This is a genomic window from Winogradskyella undariae, assembly GCF_013285155.1.
GTDB classification, from domain to species: domain Bacteria; phylum Bacteroidota; class Bacteroidia; order Flavobacteriales; family Flavobacteriaceae; genus Winogradskyella; species Winogradskyella undariae.
Genome location: NZ_JABTEL010000005.1, coordinates 141,600 through 159,114 on the forward strand (window position 1 = coordinate 141,600; position 17,515 = coordinate 159,114).

A 17,515-nucleotide genomic window follows, 5' to 3' on the forward strand; every position below is an offset into this window, starting at 1 on the left:
TTACTGATATTCTATTGGTAAGGTTTTTATATGAGAAATATTAAACAAAATACAAGAATGAAAAAAATACTATTATTAAGTTTAGCCTTGATCTTAAGTGTTAGTGCTACAGCTCAAGAAAAAATAAATGAAGGTATTCTTATCGCAAAGCAAACAATGTCTAGTGATAATGAGCAAATGAATTCACAGCTTAAAGCTATGGGTGATACAACAGCTAAAACCTATTTTAAGGGAGTAAAGTCACGTAGTGAAACAAGTAGTCCTATGACCGGTGATATGGTTATTATTATGGACGCTGCAGATAAGCAAATGTTAATGATGATGGATAGCCCAGGAATGGGAAAGAAGTATGTATTACAATCTTTTGAGCCTAGTGCTGAAGATTTAAAAAATGTTGTCGTTACAAAAGGAACAGAAACTAAAACAGTATTAGGTTACCTATGCCAACAGTATATGATTAGCATGAAACAAAACGGTCAAGTTGTAAAAATGGAAATGTTTACTACAGACAAAATTTCAGCTGTGAGCCAAAATACAACAGCAATGGGAGATAAAGTAGAAGGGTTTCCTCTTTATTTTGTTATGAAAATGAACCAGATGGGAGCAAATATAGAAGTGACATCAGAGATCATTGAAATTAAGAAAGAAACTGTTTCTGATGATAAAGTAAGCTTAACACCTGCTGCAGGTTATACTAAAATGGAAGGAATGTAATTGAATATTATATTCAGTTTTAAAATTAAGAAGAGGCTGTAGAAATACAGTCTTTTTTTTGTCTATATTTGGCGTGTGAAAACCAAATTACATTTTGGCATATTAGCTGTACTCTTGGCGTTTTTAGGAACGTTTGTAGAGCAATACACAGTTCCTAATCAGCAAATTGTAATTCAGTTCTCGGATAAAGAGATTTCTATAGAAAATGCTGAAAGTGCTATAGCTGAGATTCAGAATAACTTACAAAATATAGGTGTTTCTCATATTCAAGTAGGAGAAAATAATCAAGGTAAACTTCGAATTACATATCATAGTGATACTGATATAGAATATATTCAGCATGTACTTTTTAATATTGAAGAATTAAGCATCGGATACAGCTCTTCTCAAGAGAAACCAGATCATCTTCCAAATTCAAAATTTTATAAGGATTATCAAATTGATATTTCAGAAATAAAGACTAGCAGTAGTACTGATTGGGATTTTAATGTAATACAGGTTCTAGAACTTAATCAAAAAACAGATCGTTTATCTTACTTTAAGGTAAATAACTCAGGGTTTCAAAATCAAAATCTACTTTATAATTTTGAAACTGAAATTTTAGAGGTTAATCGTAAAGACTTAACTGCTATTATTGATATAGTTTCCTATATCATTCCTGAAGTCAGAGCAGGCCCAGTCACTGTATAAGGAATTAAATAATCTAAAATAATTCCTCTTCACTTCATATCGCTTTTATCAATCAAAAGCAGAAAATCAATTTATTAAAAAACATTGTCGAATTATAGTGTAAGCTATATATTTGCGCGCTAGTTTCAATAACTATTGAAATTAATTTAATAATCGACATTAAACAAAAACAAACAATGCAAAACAAAGGAATAATTAAGCTTTTTGCGATTTTATTTGGTTTAGTCAGTATTTATCAATTATCATTTACTTTCAAAGCCGGACAAATAGAAGATACCGCAGAAGCAGCAGCAATTGCAAAATATGCTGACACAGAACCAGATTACCAATCTAAAAGAAACGTAGAAGAACTTCGTTACTTAGATTCTTTAAAAACTTCAAAAATTAAAGTAGGTGATAACTTTGAGCCTATTGAAGTTTATAATTTAGGTATCGCTCAGTATTCTTATACTGAAGTTGAAAACAATGCCATGAACCTTGGTTTAGACCTTAAAGGTGGTATTAACGTTATTCTTCAAATTTCAGTAAGAGATATATTAAAAGGATTATCTGATAATAGTAAAGATCCAATTTTCAACAAAGCTTTAGATGATGCTGAAGAATTACAAAAAGATTCACAAGATTCTTATTTACAATCTTTCTTTACGGCTTTTGATGCTATTAAAGGAGATACTAAATTAGCTTCACCAGATATTTTTGCTAATCGTACGTTAAGTGATGAGATTAAATTCGATATGTCAGATAACGAAGTTAAAAGTATCATTGAAACAAAAATCGATGAGTCAATCATTTCTGCATTTGAAGTATTACGTAAACGTATCGATAAATTTGGTGTAACATCTCCAAACATTCAACGTTTAGGTAATTCTGGTCGTATTTTATTAGAATTACCAGGAGCTAAAGATATTGAGCGTGTTAAAGATTTAGTTACTAAAACAGCGCAATTACAGTTTTGGGAAACATATAAAACAGCAGAAGTTGTTCCTTATTTATTAGAAGTTAACCAAGCGTTAGTAGAAGCTAATAAAAAAGCAGAGCCTAAAGAAGAAGTTGCAAATACAACAGAAACAGAAGAAGAAGGTACAGCAGATGCTATTGATGAATTAACAGGGCAGATTGAAACAGATTCTACAAATGTAGCAGATGTTAATCCTTTAGGAATTCAGGGATACGGAAACGGTGGTTCTGTAGTTGCTATGTTCTTATCTAAAGATAAAGAAAGAGTAATGGCAGAATTAAATTCGTCTAAACATAGAGCGTCTTTATCTGCTGATATGCGTTATGTAAGATTTGTTTGGGGACTTCAAAATGAAGATTCTGAATTTTCTGAATTATACGCTATTAAAGGAAATAGAGATGGTGAACCAGAATTAAGTGGTGCTGTTATTACAGATGCAACTCAAGATTATGACCAAGTAAGTAGACCTGCAGTTAGTATGCAAATGGATGCTAGAGGTTCTAAGATTTGGGAAGAAATGACTAAAAAAGCTTATGAAACTCAAGGTAATATTGCTATTGTATTAGATAACACAGTGTATTCTGCACCAAGTGTTTCTACTGGAGCAATTGCAGGAGGTAGATCTCAGATTTCAGGTTCATTTACTTTAGCTGAAGCAGTCGATTTAGCAAACGTTTTAAGAGCTGGTAAATTACCGGCTTCTGCTCAAATTGTACAAGCAGATGAGGTTGGGCCATCTTTAGGTCAAGAAGCTATTGATAGCGGAATGCAATCTTTTATTATCGCTTTAGCGTTTGTATTACTTTGGATGATTTTTTACTACGGAAAATCTGGTGGATTTGCAGATATCGCTTTATTACTAAACATCTTATTAATCTTTGGTGTGTTAGCAAGTTTAGGAGCGGTATTAACGTTACCTGGTATTGCTGGTATTGTATTAACCATAGGGATGTCTGTTGATGCTAACGTACTTATTTTTGAAAGGATAAAAGAAGAAATTGCAAAAGGTAAAACACAAAAAGAAGCTATTAAAGATGGTTTTTCTAATGCATTATCTTCAATTTTAGATGCTAACATTACAACAGGTTTAACAGCTTTAATTTTATTTGTATTTGGTACAGGTCCAATTAAAGGTTTCGCTACAACATTAATTATTGGTATTTTAACATCTTTATTTACTGCGATTTTCATTACACGTTTATTAGTAGACTGGTATGTTAACAGAGGTGGTAAATTAGATTTCTCTACGGGTTTAACTAAAAACTTGTTTAAGAACTTAAATGTTCAATTCTTGAAAAAACGTAAAATTGCTTACATTATTTCTGGAGCATTAATTTTAGCGAGTTTAGGTTCTCTTTTCACTACAGGATTAGATCAAGGTATTGATTTTGTTGGAGGAAGAACTTACCAAGTGCGTTTTGATAGAGATATGAGTGTTGAAGAAGTGAAAGCTGATCTTCATGAAGTATTTGAAAGTGCTGAGGTAAAAACTATTGGTGGACAAAACCAATTAAAAATATCTACGAAATATAAAGTAGAAGATAGCTCTACAGAAGCTGATGAAGAAGTACAGTCTATGTTGTTTGAAACACTTAGAAAATATCTTCCAGATGGCATGACTTACGATGAGTTCTTAGACGGATCAGGAGATAAGAAAATTGGTAAAATGTTATCAAGTAAAGTGAGTCCTACAATTGCAGATGATATTAAGAAATCATCTATATGGGCTATTTTAGGATCTTTAGTAGTGGTTTTCTTATATATCTTATTAAGATTTAAGAAATGGCAATTCTCTCTTGGTGCAGTTTCTGCTGTATTCCATGATGTATTAATTGTATTAGGGATCTACTCAATAACTTGGAGATTTATGCCTTTCAGCATGGAAATCGATCAAACGTTTATTGCAGCGATCTTAACCGTAATTGGTTATTCACTGAATGATACCGTTGTTGTATTTGATAGAATTAGAGAATACTTTAATGATAACCTTGGATGGGAATTTGGTGAAACAATTAACCGTTCTATAAACAGTACTATCAGTAGAACGTTAAATACATCTTTAACAACTTTAGTAGTGTTATTAGCGATGTTCTTATTTGGAGCAGATTCACTTAAAGATTTATTATTTGCATTAATCGTAGGTGTTATTGTCGGTACATATTCTTCAGTGTTTATTGCAACACCAATTATGTACGATACTGCTAGAAAAGGTAGTGCTACAGAAGCGCTTAAGAATAAAGCTAAAGAAGAAGCTGAGGAAGCTTAAGTCTTTATAACATAAGTATTCTGAATTTCGTTTAGAATCTAAAATGCCCTTCGTAATTGAAGGGCATTTTTTTTGCTTAAAAGAGGATATTGGTGTTATTGAATGTGCGTTTATTCTGATTAGTGTCAGAGTAAGAAATCTCTATTTAAGATTGAATTAGAGTTTGTTTTAAGGAGCTATTTTATAGTTGTGTCCTCTTATAGAATATTTTCTATTTAAGACTTAACAGTGTCAGTAATTGACTTATTTAAAAGGTTGACTAGTTTAGTTTTGTAATTAACCAGTTTCTAAAACTTATATATCTATTTGAGGATTTAAGTAGTAAGAGTATGAAATTTAAAATAAAAAAATCCCAGATTAATATTTAACCTGGGATTTTAATTTTATGATAAGATATTAATCTTATTTATGGTGATAAGTTGTTATAGAGTTTCAAAAGAAATAGTATCTCCAACATTCAGGTTCCATACATTACTAAGTCCACCATATATTTCTAACACATATTTGGCAGGTGCTTCAGAAGGTAGTGATGTCTCATCCATTGGCTTCGCATTCTTCTGAAAGCTAACAATAGTTTTGTTTTCATCTATATAAATGATGTCTAAAGGGATTTTAGTATTCTTCATATAAAAACTTCGCATTTGAGAATCTGGAAACATAAATAACATTCCTTGATTTGTTTCAAGTTCTGTTCTGTACATTAAACCTGTTTGTGTAGTGTATTCGTCATCTGCAATTTCAATATCTATAGTTTTTATGATAGAGTCTGATGTTGCTTTGTTTAACGTTAGCGTACCTTCTTTTTTAAAACTTACTTCAACTTTATCCACAGATGTAGTTTTCTTTTCTTCTTTGCAAGATGAAAACAATGCTAATGAAAAAACAATAAGTATAGATTTTAAAAATAAATGAGATCGCATTAGTTAAGTTTTGTTTTAGGTTTATAGATAAACATAAAGTAAAGTCCTATAATAATAAAAGGAATACTTAACCATTGACCTGTATTTAAAGCCCAATCTGCACGTTCAACATTCTGAGCTTCTTTAACAAACTCAACAAAGAATCTAACCGTCCAAAGTAAGACTAAAAATAGGCCGAATAAAAAACCTTGTTGTTCAGATTTTTTTGTTTTCCAATAGAAATAAAATAAGATTATGAATACAAATACATAACAAAATGCTTCGTATAATTGAGCTGGATGTCTTGGTTGTGTTTCTCCTAATTGTTTAAAAACGACACCAAAATCACTTCCTGTATATTTTCCTATGATTTCAGAATTGATAAAGTTACCAATCCTAACAAATACAGCACCTAAAGCAACTGGAACTACAACACGATCTAATATCCAAAGTACTGTTTTGTGTAATACTTTCTTATTGTATAAATACATAGAAATAATCATAGCTATTGCAGCACCATGACTCGCTAAACCTTGAAACCCTGTAAACTCAAACCCTCCTTTAAACTTGAAAGGTAAAAAGATGCTGAAAAAATCTTCAGTTATAAGTTCTGGTTGGTAAAAAATAACATGACCTAATCTTGCTCCTAACATAATACCCACTACAGAGTATATGAATAACGAGTCTAAAGATTCGTCAGATTGTCCTTCTTTTTTGTAGATGCGTTTAGTGACATAAAAGCCTAAAATGAAGGCTGTAATCCACATAAGACTGTAAAAATGAAGTTTAAAAAATCCTAAATCAATAAACTTTATAGGATCCCAATCAATCGATAATAAAAACATAGATATTTTATTTATTCGGTAAATATAATATTTTGATAGGGATTGAAAATGAGATTAACGTAATATTAATCCTCCTTTGGAGGAACTGGGTCAAATCCTTTTCCACCCCATGGGTGACAACTAAAAATTCTTTTCACTGCTAACCATCCGCCTTTAAAAAAACCATGAACTTCAAGTGCTTCTTTAGCGTAATGAGAACATGTAGGTTGGTATCTGCAAGTGGCCGGTGTAAATGGTGATATTACAGTTTGGTAAACCTTAATTAAAAAAAGAAAAGGATATGTTAAGAGTTTTTTCACAGATTTAGTTGGTCGTAAATGTTGTGCCTTCTCTGCTGTCTTTTAACTGAATTCCAGCTTCAGATAAATCATCTCTAATTTTATCTGATAAAGCAAAGTCTTTATTTATACGGGCTTCTTTTCTTAGGTTTATAAGAATTTCTACAGCGCTAGATAATTTATCTGTGCCTGTGTTTGTTTTCGATATATTAACCAATCCTAAAACGTCAAAAACAAAAGTGTTAAGGGTTTCTTTTAAAATCTCTAAATCTTCTGGAGTTATGCTTGCGCTTCCATCTTTGATTTGATTGATTAATTTTACAGCTTCAAAAAGTGTTGCAATTAAAATTGGCGTATTAAAATCGTCATTCATAGCATTGTAGCATTTCTGCTTCCAATCGGTAACATTAATAGACGAATTTGTTCCTGTTTTTAAATTATCAATTAAGCTAATAGCGTCCATAAGTCTATGGAATCCTTTTTCAGCAGCAGATAATCCATCATCAGTTAAATCTAAAATACTTCTGTAAGAGGCTTGCATTATAAAAAAGCGAATAACACTAGGGTTATATGCTTTAGACATAATATCATTATTTCCCGAAAGTAATTCTGCTGGGTTAATATAATTTCCAGTAGATTTACTCATACGAGCTCCGTTTAATTCAAGCATATTAGCATGCATCCAATATTTAACAGGTGCTTGTCCTTTAGAAGCTTGGTTTTGTGCGATTTCACATTCGTGATGTGGGAATTTTAGATCCATTCCTCCTCCATGAATATCAAAAAAATCACCCAGGTATTTGGTACTCATTGCAGTACATTCTAAATGCCAGCCAGGAAAACCATCACTCCAAGGTGAAGGCCAACGCATAATGTGTGTTGGTTCTGCTTTTTTCCAAAGAGCAAAATCTTGTGGGTTTTTCTTATCGCTTTGTCCGTCTAATGCTCTTGTATTATGTATTAAATCTTCTAATTTACGTTTACTTAAAATACCGTATTCGTTAGACTCATTGTATTTGTGTACATCAAAATAGACAGAGCCATTTACAAGGTATCCAAAACCGTTATCTATAATAGATTGTATTAATTCAATCTGCTCTATAATATGTCCTGTTGCGGTAGGTTCAATACTTGGAGGCAAAAAATTAAAAGTATTAAGCACATTATGAAAATCTACGGTATAACGCTGTACAATTTCCATCGGCTCTATAGCTTCTAAACGTGCTTTTTTAGTGATCTTATCTTCACCTGCATCTGCATCATTCTCTAAATGCCCTGCGTCTGTAATATTACGAACGTAGCGCACTTTATAGCCTAAATGTTTTAGGTAACGAAAAATCATATCAAAAGACATAAAAGTTCTTACATTACCTAAATGTACATTACTATACACTGTTGGTCCACAAACATACATACCAACATAGCCTTCTGTTATAGGTCGGAAAATTTCTTTTTCACCAGTTAGTGTATTGTATAATTTTATTTGTTGCGTATGATATAAAGACATGGAAATAGGTTAAATAAATGAATCAATAAATAAGTTTAATATTTTTTAGATTAAAACTTTGTTTCTAATTTAATATAGTCTAGAAGTTCTCTTCTTGTTTCTTTTTCACTGAATTTACCACCAAATTCAGAAGTTACAGTACTACTTTCAATATCTCTAATACCACGAGAATTAACACATAAATGTTTTGCATCAATAATGCAGGCAACATCATCTGTTCCTAAAACCTTTTGAAGTTCTTTTACGATTTGAATGGTTAAACGTTCTTGTACTTGTGGTCTTTTAGAATAATAATCAACTATTCTATTCATTTTAGACAAACCTACAACGGTGCCATTAGAAATGTAAGCAATATGTGCGCGCCCAACTATTGGTAGTAGGTGGTGTTCGCATGTTGAATATACGGTGATGTTTTTTTCAACTAACATCTCACCATATTTATATTTATTATCAAATGTTGAAGCACTTGGCTTTTTATTAGGGTCTAATCCACTAAAAATTTCATTGACAAACATTTTAGCAACTCTATTAGGGGTGCCTTTTAAACTATCGTCTGTTAGGTCTAAACCTAAGGTTTCTAATATATGTTTAACATCTGTTTTAATACTTTCTATTTTTTCTTGATCAGAAAGTTTAAAAGCATCAGCTCTTAAAGGGGTGTCGCTAGATGTTCCTATATGGTCATCTCCTATAGGATCTATATCGTTAAAATCACTTTCGATTTTCATTATAAAATTATTAGTTATCGGTTTAAAAAAACGAGAAGCAAAGATAAACAATAAAAACACTTAGTATAAGGTAGGGGTTTTATAATTATAACTGTTATATCTATAAAAGCGTTAAAGTGCCAATATCCTTGATGAATTAACACTCTTTTCTTTATATATTTATTAATTTGCCAGATTAAATTACAAAAAAATGAAGTTAAAATCCCTCTTAGTATTACCAGTTCTATTTTTATGTCTTTTGAGTTTTAGTCAAAACCAAACACATGCAAAAATTAATTATCCCAATAATGTAGATACTCCTCTGACAAAGAAGGAGAAAAGTATGATTGAAGAAGTATATCAACTTCAAGCTCAAGAAATGGTTTATGATAATGAATCGTTTTTAAAAGATATAAAACATCTTTTGAGAAATAGAATTTTGATATATGAAGATGTTGATCCAAAAACTCAGAAAAAAGGAAAACTACTTTCTAATGTACCACTTTTTAAGACTTACAATAAGAATTTAAAGCGTGATACTAAGTTTAATGTTGAAAATTTTAATCCTTTAAAGTATCAGTTAGATTTCTTTGCTAATGGTACTTACGTCTATCAAATTGATAACACCAATTATTTTATACAGGTGACATCTCAATACAGAAAATTTAAATAAAATACGAACTGATAAATCAGTATGATGAAAAAATATATATTACTACTAGCGCTTTTTATAACGACTAATTTAGTAGTGTCTCAAGACATAATTATGGACAACGGTATATTTAGCCAATGTAGCGGAATGTTTTATGACTCAGGAACCCAATATGTTGGTTACGGCTCAAATGAAAATTATGTAGCAACAATTTGTGCAGATGTAGCAGGTAGTGCTATTCAACTAGATTTTTCATTTTTCTTTATTGGTTCAGATGGGGATGAAATGAAAATCTATGATGGAGATGGTATTACTGCACCTTTAATTGGTACCTATGTAGGGGGGGGGTCTCCCGGGATTGTTTCTGCATCTGATACAAATACATCGGGGTGTTTAACTGTAGAATTTATTTCGAATGCTTCTGGTACTAACCCGGGTTGGGAAGCTAGTGTTAATTGTTTTACACCTTGTCAAACAATAACCGCTTCTATTGATAATGTAACTCCTGTACCTGATGCGTCAGGAGTTGTTGAAGTGGATCCAGGAGATTTAGTCACTTTTGAAGGTAGTGCTATATTTTCTGATGATGGTACTGGTGCTACTTATACATGGGATTTTGGTAACGGTGATACTTTGGATGGTTTAGTTGTTAATTATGCATATCCAACACCAGGAACATATACAGTTACATTAACGGTAACAGATACTAATATTATTGGGTGTTCAGATTCTGATAGTTCTATTCAGGTTTTTGTGTTAGATAACGATGCCTGTGTAGGTTCGTTGCCTATTTGTGGAGATTTACTTAATATTCCGTCCCCTGTTGGTGAGGGTACAGCTCAAGCAGGTATTGATTATGGTTGTTTGGGTTCTCAGCCTCGACCTAGATGGTATTTTATGCAAACAGGTGATATTGCAGGAGATTTAAGTTTTACACTAACTCAAAATTCAGGTCAAAATGGAACAGGGACAGGTAATGATGTCGATTTTATTTTATGGGGTCCATTTGATCAACCAGAATGTGGACCTTCTAGTTTAAATGCATCAACTCAAGTTGATTGTAGTTTCTCAGCAAGTGCTACTGAAGATATTTTTATTCCAGATGCACCAGCTAATTCTTATTACGTATTATTAGTAACAAATTATAGTCAGTCCGCAGGTTATATTAATTTAGTTTCTAATGATCTTCCAGGTTCTGATGCAACTACAAATTGTGATATTATTTGTAAAGTAGATCTAGGAGAAGATCAAGAATTATGTAGTGGTGGAGATTATACTATTATTTCAGATAACACAGGTGCTTTTAATACTTTTGAATGGCAAAAAGATGGTGTTCCAATCACAGGTGAAACGACTTCTTCGTTAACTGTTACAGAATCGGGGACCTACACTTTATTAGCTGAAGGTTTGGATGCTGTATATGGAGATCCATGTTCAGCTCAAGATGAAATTGTGATTTCTATAGGAGAAACATTTGTTCTAAATGATATTTCAGTTTCAGAATGTAGCGGTACTGCTACTTCTGCTATTTTTAATTTAGATAATGAAATTGTAAATATATTAAGCCCTTTATCTGTAGATGATTATGTAGTTTCTTTTCATGAGGATTTAACTAGTGCAGAAGATAATTCGTCTCCTATTAGTGATTCGGATTCTTATACGGGTACAGAAGGTCAAATTATCTATGTTAGAGCTGAGATAGCGGGTGTTGCAGCATGTTTCTCAACGAGTACTATAACATTAGCTATATCAGAAGCTCCAATTATCAATCCAGTATCAGATATGTCAATCTGCGATGATGATTCTAATGATGGCTTTTCAACTTTTGAATTAAGCGATCAAACAGCTACAATTTTAGGATCACAACTTGCGGCAGATTTTGAAGTTACTTATTATTTAACAGCAGAAGATGCAGATTTAGGAAACAACGCTTTACCGTTAACTTATACTAATACTGCAAATCCACAGCCTATTTACGTAAGAGTAACTAGTATTGCTGATACTGACTGCTATGCTACATCAGTTATACCTTTATTTAATCTAATAGTCAACACAAGAGCATTGGCAACTGCTCCAATTGACCTAGACATGTGTGATGATCTTAGTGGAGATGGTGTTGCTACTTTTAACTTAAGTAACCAAGAAACAACAATCTTAGGAGGACAAGATGCTTCTGTTTTTAATGTTAGTTTTCATGCGAGTCAAGATGATGCAGAAAATAATGTAGGAATTTTACCAACAAGTTATGAAAATACAAGTTCACCAAATCAACAAACAATTTATGTTCGTGTAGAAGATCCATTATATCCAAGTTGTTATGCAACGACATCTTTTGATTTAATAGTAAATTCATTACCCGTAATCACTGATCCATCAGCATTAGAAGTTTGTGACGATGGTACACCAGATGGCCTTACTGAAATGGATTTAACTTTGAAGAATTCAGAAATTACAGGTGATAATCCAGATTATATAATTACTTATCATGAGTTAATAACAGAAGCAGAATTAGGTACTAATCCATTACCACTGCTGTATACAAATACAAGTAACGGACAATTTATTTTTGCACGCGTAGAAGATGCCAATACAGGGTGCTATGTTACTACAAGGTTAGAGTTAGTTGTACAACAAGCTCCTATTGCGTATACACCACAACCTCTTATTTATTGTGATCCAGACAACGATGGATTAGGAATATTTATACTTAGTGATTTAGATACTGAAATTACCGGAGGTGCTTCAGGATTAGATGTTACTTATCATGAAACGCAGATCAATGCAGATGATGGAGTAAATGCTATAGACACATCTGTAGATTACGAAAATATTGTTCAAGATGCTCAAACATTATATGCACGTATAGAAAGCTCAACAATAACTACAGCTTGTGCTACGATTGTTGTAGTAGAATTAATAGTCGAAGAAACGCCACAATTAATAGCACCAAGTGCATTAGAAGTTTGTGATGATGTTTCAGCAGATGGTTATGCTATTTTTGATTTATCAACGAAGTCACAAGAGGTATTAAACGGTCAAAATGAGACGCAATACATTCTTAGTTATTATGTAAGTGAAGCGGATGCAGAATCAGCAAGTAATCCAATAACTAACTATTCAGCCTATACAAATACTGATGCTTTTAATCAAATCATTTGGATTCGAGCAGAGGATAATACAACTGCAGGAGGTTGTTATAAAACAATAAGTTTAGAACTTATCGTTAACCCATTGCCTGTATTAAATACGCCGGCACCATTAGAACTTTGTGATGTAAACAATCCAGGGGATGAGCAAGAAGCTTTTACTTTAGAAGATGCTAATAATGAGATCTTAAATGGTCAAACAGGTCTCACTCTAACGTATTACGAAACGCTATTAGATGCAGAAAGTGCAACTAATGCTATAGCGAGTCCTTATGTAAATACGGGGAATGATCAAATTATTTTTGTAAGAGCCGAAAATGATACAACCGGCTGTTATAATACTGTGACGGTAACCCTGCATATAGATCCGGTGCCTTCACCAGAACCAAATCCAACAGCAATAGAAGTTTGTGACGATAATAATGATGGCTTTGCCGAATTTGATTTAACTCAACGTACTACAGAGATCACTAATAGTGAATCTGATGTTGAAATTACTTATCACGAATCAGAGGCAGATGCTGAAACAGGAGATAATGCTATTACGGGATTATATACTAATACGGTAGCTAACAATCAAATGATCTATGTACGTTCAGAAAATACATTAACAGGTTGTTATAGTCTTACCGAAAACACGTTGGAACTTATTGTTGTGGCTTCTCCAGAAGTACCAACAGCAATAGCTCCATATGTATTATGTGATACAGATGCTAATGGGTTTACACAATTTGATTTAACGACGAAAGATGCAGAAATTATAGGAGCACAAGATGTTTCAGCTATTTCACTTACGTATCACATCAATGAAGCCGAAGCAGAAACAGGAGCAAATCCAATCATTAATATTAATAGTTTTACAAATACTGTAAATCCTCAAACTATTTATGTGCGTTTATTTAATGCATCATTAGGTTGTGAAGATACTGGTGAATTTCAATTAGAAGTTAATTTACCTCCTGTAGCAATCCAGCCCACACAGTTAAGTTTATGTGATGATTTAGGAGAAACACCAGGTGATGAGTTTACAGTTTTTGATTTAACCGTAAAAGATGATGAAATCACAGGAGGTAACGGAAATTTATCAGTAGCGTATTATGAAACTAATGCTGATGCACAGTCTCAAATCAATGTTATTGAAGATCCAACACAGTATACTAATACATCTGTAGATGGATTAAATGCGAATCCGCAAACGCTTTATGTGGTAGTTACGGATACAAATACGGGTTGTGTAGATTATGTAACACTGACCATACGTGTATTACCAAATCCAACGCCAACACCAAGTGAAGATATTCCAAACATCACGTTATGTGATGATGTAAATACAGGAGATGGAGTAGAGATTTTTGATTTAACAGAAAATGAAGTTTTAATCCTAAACGGAGAAGCAGGCGTAACGGCAAGTTATTATGAAACTCAAGAAGATGCGAATACAGACTCTAATGAAATACCAGATCCAACACAGTACACTAATATAGATACCCCAGAACAAGAAATCTATGTAAGAATAACTAGAAACAGTACAGGATGTTATTCGTTAGTCGATTTTACTATTGTAGTACATCCTTTACCAACAGTAGTTCCTGTTACAGATTTTATACAATGTGAATTGTTTACTGATGGAATAGATAGTTTTGATTTAACAACAAAAGATGAAGAAGTACTAGACGGTCAAGACGCAACACAATTCATAGTAAGTTATCACGAAAGTTTAGCTGATGCTGAAGCAGGAATGAATGGCTTAGTGAGTTCATATAGTAATACAAGTAACCCACAAGAAATCTTTGTTACAATCACAAATAACGTAACAGGTTGTTCAATAAGTACACAGAGTTTTTATATTGAAGTTCATGAGGCGGCACAAGCCAATCCGGATACTAATCCAATATTATATGAAATATGTGACGATGAAATTGATGGAGATTATACCAATGGTAGTGCTCAATTCGATTTAACGACAATGGATGCAGATATCTTAGATCTTCAAGATCCTTTAAATTATATCGTAACTTATTATGGAACTCAAGAAGATGCTGATTTAAAAGAGAATCCATTACCAACGTTGTATGAAAACACGGTAAATCCGCAAGTAATTTATGCAAGAGTAGATAATGACACCCCAGATGCGATAACGGGTAACGACACCTCTATATGTTATGCTGTAGCCGAATTAACCCTAGAGGTTAATCCATTACCAGATTTAGATTTAGATGATAGTTATATCCTTTGTATCAATACTAATGACACAGAAGTATTAGAGCCTTTAGTTATAGATACTTATTTATCTGCAGTAGATTATACTTTTGTATGGTATTTTAATGCTGTGGAAATGGTAGGGGAAACAGGACCAAGTATTGTTCCATTAGAAGAAGGAACATATAGCGTTGATGTAACAGATGTCACTACATCATCAGTGACTAGTTGTGTTATTAGTGATAGTACAGAGGTTATAGAAAGTGAGCCACCAAGTATAACAATAGAACTTTTAACACAAGCTTTTGCAGATAATCACGTTTTAGAAGCAACAGCAATAGGAATCGGAGTCTATGAGTTCAGTTTAGATGGCGGTCCATGGCAAGACTCAGGAATCTTTAGCAACGTATCATCAGGAGATCATGAGATCACTGCAAGAGATAGAAATGGATGTGGACTAAGATCAACATCAAAATTTGTACTTGATTATCCATTGTTCTTCACGCCAAATGGAGATGGAAATAATGAAACTTGGAACATTGAAGGTATTGGTGATAGTGCTGAGATCTATATCTATGATAGATATGGTAAGTTGTTACAACAGGTAAGTCCAGATGGTGATGGCTGGGACGGCACGTATAACGGTAAACTGATGCCAACAGATGGATACTGGTTTACAGTAGAGTACGATGAGCCAAGCACAGGAGAGCGCAAAGAATTTAAAGCTCATTTTTCTTTGAAACGATAAGTAGAATAGAATAAATATATAAAGCCTGAACATTTAATTATGTTCAGGCTTTATTTTGTTCTCTAGTCTGGTAAAGTTTAAAATTACACGGTTCTTTTATAGATAAGTTTTCAGGTTAATACATATATGTGTAAAAGATTTAGAAGATAGAATAGGGGAGTTTGTAGTTGGTGAAGCATGAAGATTTAAAGAGTATGGAAAGTCAGCTAATTATATAGTCAAACTTATTGATGTTACATGTGATTGAAAATTACCTTTAGTAGTGGTGGATGCATAACAAGGTTTTATTCTTCTTAAGAAAATGTAGCGAAGTAAAAAGCCCTGAATATTGTAATATTCAGGGCTTTTTTATGATTTTTAGATTTGGTTTTTATAACCTAAACCCTAATGTTAAAATAAAATCGGAATACTTAGATTCAATTTGAGCAGCATCTGTTAAGCCTGTAGAATAGAGTTGATAATTGTAATCACGTTCAGATTGGCTAAAAGCAAGGTCTAAATTAAGATTACCAAAATCATATCCTAAACCTAAAGAGTATCCTTTTAGGTCACCATAAAAACCATCGTCTTTATATGGGCTTTCTTCAATACGGTATCCTCCTCTGAAACTAACTTGTTTATAACGGTATTCTCCACCTAGTCTATAAGATGCAGCAGTGTCTAATGTGTTACTTATAGTATTGTTTATACTAGAGAAAACAGCATCTGATGTTGGTTTAAATTTAGTATTACTATAATCTTTTAAACTGTAATCAAAACTTAATAAACCTGTTTTGCCAAAAACGTAAGCTAAACTACCTGTAATCTTACTTGGGGTTTGTAATTTGTATTCTTCATAAATATTAATAATGTTAGGGTTTACAACTTGATTTATGTCAGAACCACCTTCTGATCTCGTTGTTGCTAAATATTGAGAAGTTTCGTCTGAAATACGATACCAAGTTGGAGAGTTATAAGATAAGCCTACTCTTAATTGTTCTGTTATTTTAGCAATTCCACCAAGTTGAAATGAAAAACCGCTCCCTGTGGTTGATAAATTGTTTTCGAAATTTACTTGACTAATAGAAGAACCTGAATTAGATTCATTTAAAAATGTAGTACGGTCATAATTTATAAAATGGCTATTAAGGTTCAATCCTAAATAGATTTTATCGTTATAGCTAGTTGCGATATTAAAAGCTAATTTCCCATTATAACCTCTACTAGCATATGCGTAGCGTTGGTTGTAATCACCTCCATTTATATTAGAGACATAGCTTGTATTTTCGTCTGCATCATCTATAGGGTTAATAATATAACCTTCATACCCTAAAAATGCTTGTTGATTTCTCTGACCGTAGAAAGATCCTATTTCAGAATATGCTTGGGAGTATGATTCACCTGGAAAAGCAGAAATTTCATCTAGCCTCAATCCTTGTGCATTATTTAAAAAATAATCACCTATAGTTTGGTTAGGGTTTGTTCCACTAGCCACCCAGTCATTATCATAGTCTGCAGATCTATCATAAGCAAAACTTAAAGAGAATTTTTTCCAACCAGAATTAGGATTTGTGTTTTTAAAGATAAAAGCGGCACCTAATTGATTTAAATCAACATTAGAATTAGATGATGAATTGCTTCCATCAAAATAGCCAATATTTTCCTTAGAGTTAAATAAACCTAATGATACAGAAGCTTGACTGTTATTAAATACAGCAGAACTCGCTGGGTTAATATTTATACTAGACATGTCTCCTCCAAGCGCACCAAAAGCACCACCCATGGCTCTAAAACGTGCTGTACCTTGAATTTCGTCCATTGAATATCTAACAGCATCTGTGATATCTTGAGCTATAATATAGGACGTGCTTATTAAGCCTATACCTAGCATAAGTAACTTTTTCATAATTAGTTTTTTATAATTTAG

At 32.7% G+C, this 17,515-nt stretch carries 11 protein-coding genes; 5 read left to right on the forward strand and 6 right to left on the reverse strand.

Annotation, left to right across the window (positions count from 1 at the left end):
• Positions 1 to 57: 57 nt before the first annotated feature.
• The 3 genes from HSX10_RS09180 to secDF all read left to right on the forward strand — a co-directional run bounded on the left by HSX10_RS09180 (position 58) and on the right by secDF (position 4,628).
• A complete protein-coding gene (locus HSX10_RS09180) occupies positions 58 to 714 on the forward strand; it encodes a DUF4412 domain-containing protein (protein ID WP_173587916.1) in 657 nt (218 codons plus the stop codon).
• 75 nt (positions 715 to 789) lie between these two features.
• Positions 790 to 1,404, forward strand: coding sequence for a hypothetical protein (locus HSX10_RS09185; RefSeq protein ID WP_173587917.1), 615 nt, complete (start codon positions 790 to 792; stop codon positions 1,402 to 1,404).
• Positions 1,405 to 1,580: 176 nt separating this feature from the next.
• Complete coding sequence (gene secDF, locus HSX10_RS09190; RefSeq protein WP_173587918.1) at positions 1,581 to 4,628, forward strand: protein translocase subunit SecDF; 3,048 nt, start codon at positions 1,581 to 1,583, stop codon at positions 4,626 to 4,628.
• Positions 4,629 to 5,050: 422 nt separating this feature from the next.
• Here the strand turns inward: secDF and HSX10_RS09195 are convergent, their stop codons facing one another.
• The 5 genes from HSX10_RS09195 to folE all read right to left on the reverse strand — a co-directional run bounded on the left by HSX10_RS09195 (position 5,051) and on the right by folE (position 8,885).
• Complete coding sequence (locus HSX10_RS09195; RefSeq protein WP_173587919.1) at positions 5,051 to 5,548, reverse strand: DUF192 domain-containing protein; 498 nt, start codon at positions 5,546 to 5,548, stop codon at positions 5,051 to 5,053.
• On the reverse strand, positions 5,548 to 6,372 hold the full coding sequence (gene lgt / locus HSX10_RS09200; protein ID WP_173587920.1) for a prolipoprotein diacylglyceryl transferase: 825 nt from the start codon (positions 6,370 to 6,372) through the stop codon (positions 5,548 to 5,550). Before lgt ends, HSX10_RS09195 begins: the two co-directional genes overlap by 1 nt.
• Before the next feature lie 65 nt (positions 6,373 to 6,437).
• Positions 6,438 to 6,671, reverse strand: coding sequence for a membrane protein insertion efficiency factor YidD (gene yidD, locus HSX10_RS09205; RefSeq protein WP_173587921.1), 234 nt, complete (start codon positions 6,669 to 6,671; stop codon positions 6,438 to 6,440).
• Positions 6,672 to 6,675: 4 nt separating this feature from the next.
• Positions 6,676 to 8,157, reverse strand: a complete 1,482-nt coding sequence (gene cysS / locus HSX10_RS09210) for a cysteine--tRNA ligase (protein ID WP_173587922.1) — start codon at positions 8,155 to 8,157, stop codon at positions 6,676 to 6,678.
• Positions 8,158 to 8,207: 50 nt separating this feature from the next.
• Entirely contained in the window at positions 8,208 to 8,885 is a 678-nt protein-coding gene (gene folE / locus HSX10_RS09215) for a GTP cyclohydrolase I FolE (protein WP_173587923.1), read from the reverse strand.
• Positions 8,886 to 9,075: 190 nt separating this feature from the next.
• Between folE and HSX10_RS09220 the strand changes: the two genes are divergently transcribed.
• The gene (locus HSX10_RS09220; RefSeq protein ID WP_173587924.1) at positions 9,076 to 9,537 is read left to right on the forward strand and encodes a hypothetical protein; all 462 of its coding nucleotides are present in this window, start codon (positions 9,076 to 9,078) and stop codon (positions 9,535 to 9,537) included.
• 24 nt (positions 9,538 to 9,561) lie between these two features.
• Positions 9,562 to 15,609, forward strand: a complete 6,048-nt coding sequence (locus tag HSX10_RS09225; RefSeq protein WP_173587925.1) for an FIDD domain-containing protein — start codon at positions 9,562 to 9,564, stop codon at positions 15,607 to 15,609.
• Between the two features lie 370 nt (positions 15,610 to 15,979).
• Here the strand turns inward: HSX10_RS09225 and HSX10_RS09230 are convergent, their stop codons facing one another.
• On the reverse strand, positions 15,980 to 17,494 hold the full coding sequence (locus HSX10_RS09230) for an OmpP1/FadL family transporter (RefSeq protein ID WP_173587926.1): 1,515 nt from the start codon (positions 17,492 to 17,494) through the stop codon (positions 15,980 to 15,982).
• Between the last annotated feature and the right edge of the window lie 21 nt (positions 17,495 to 17,515).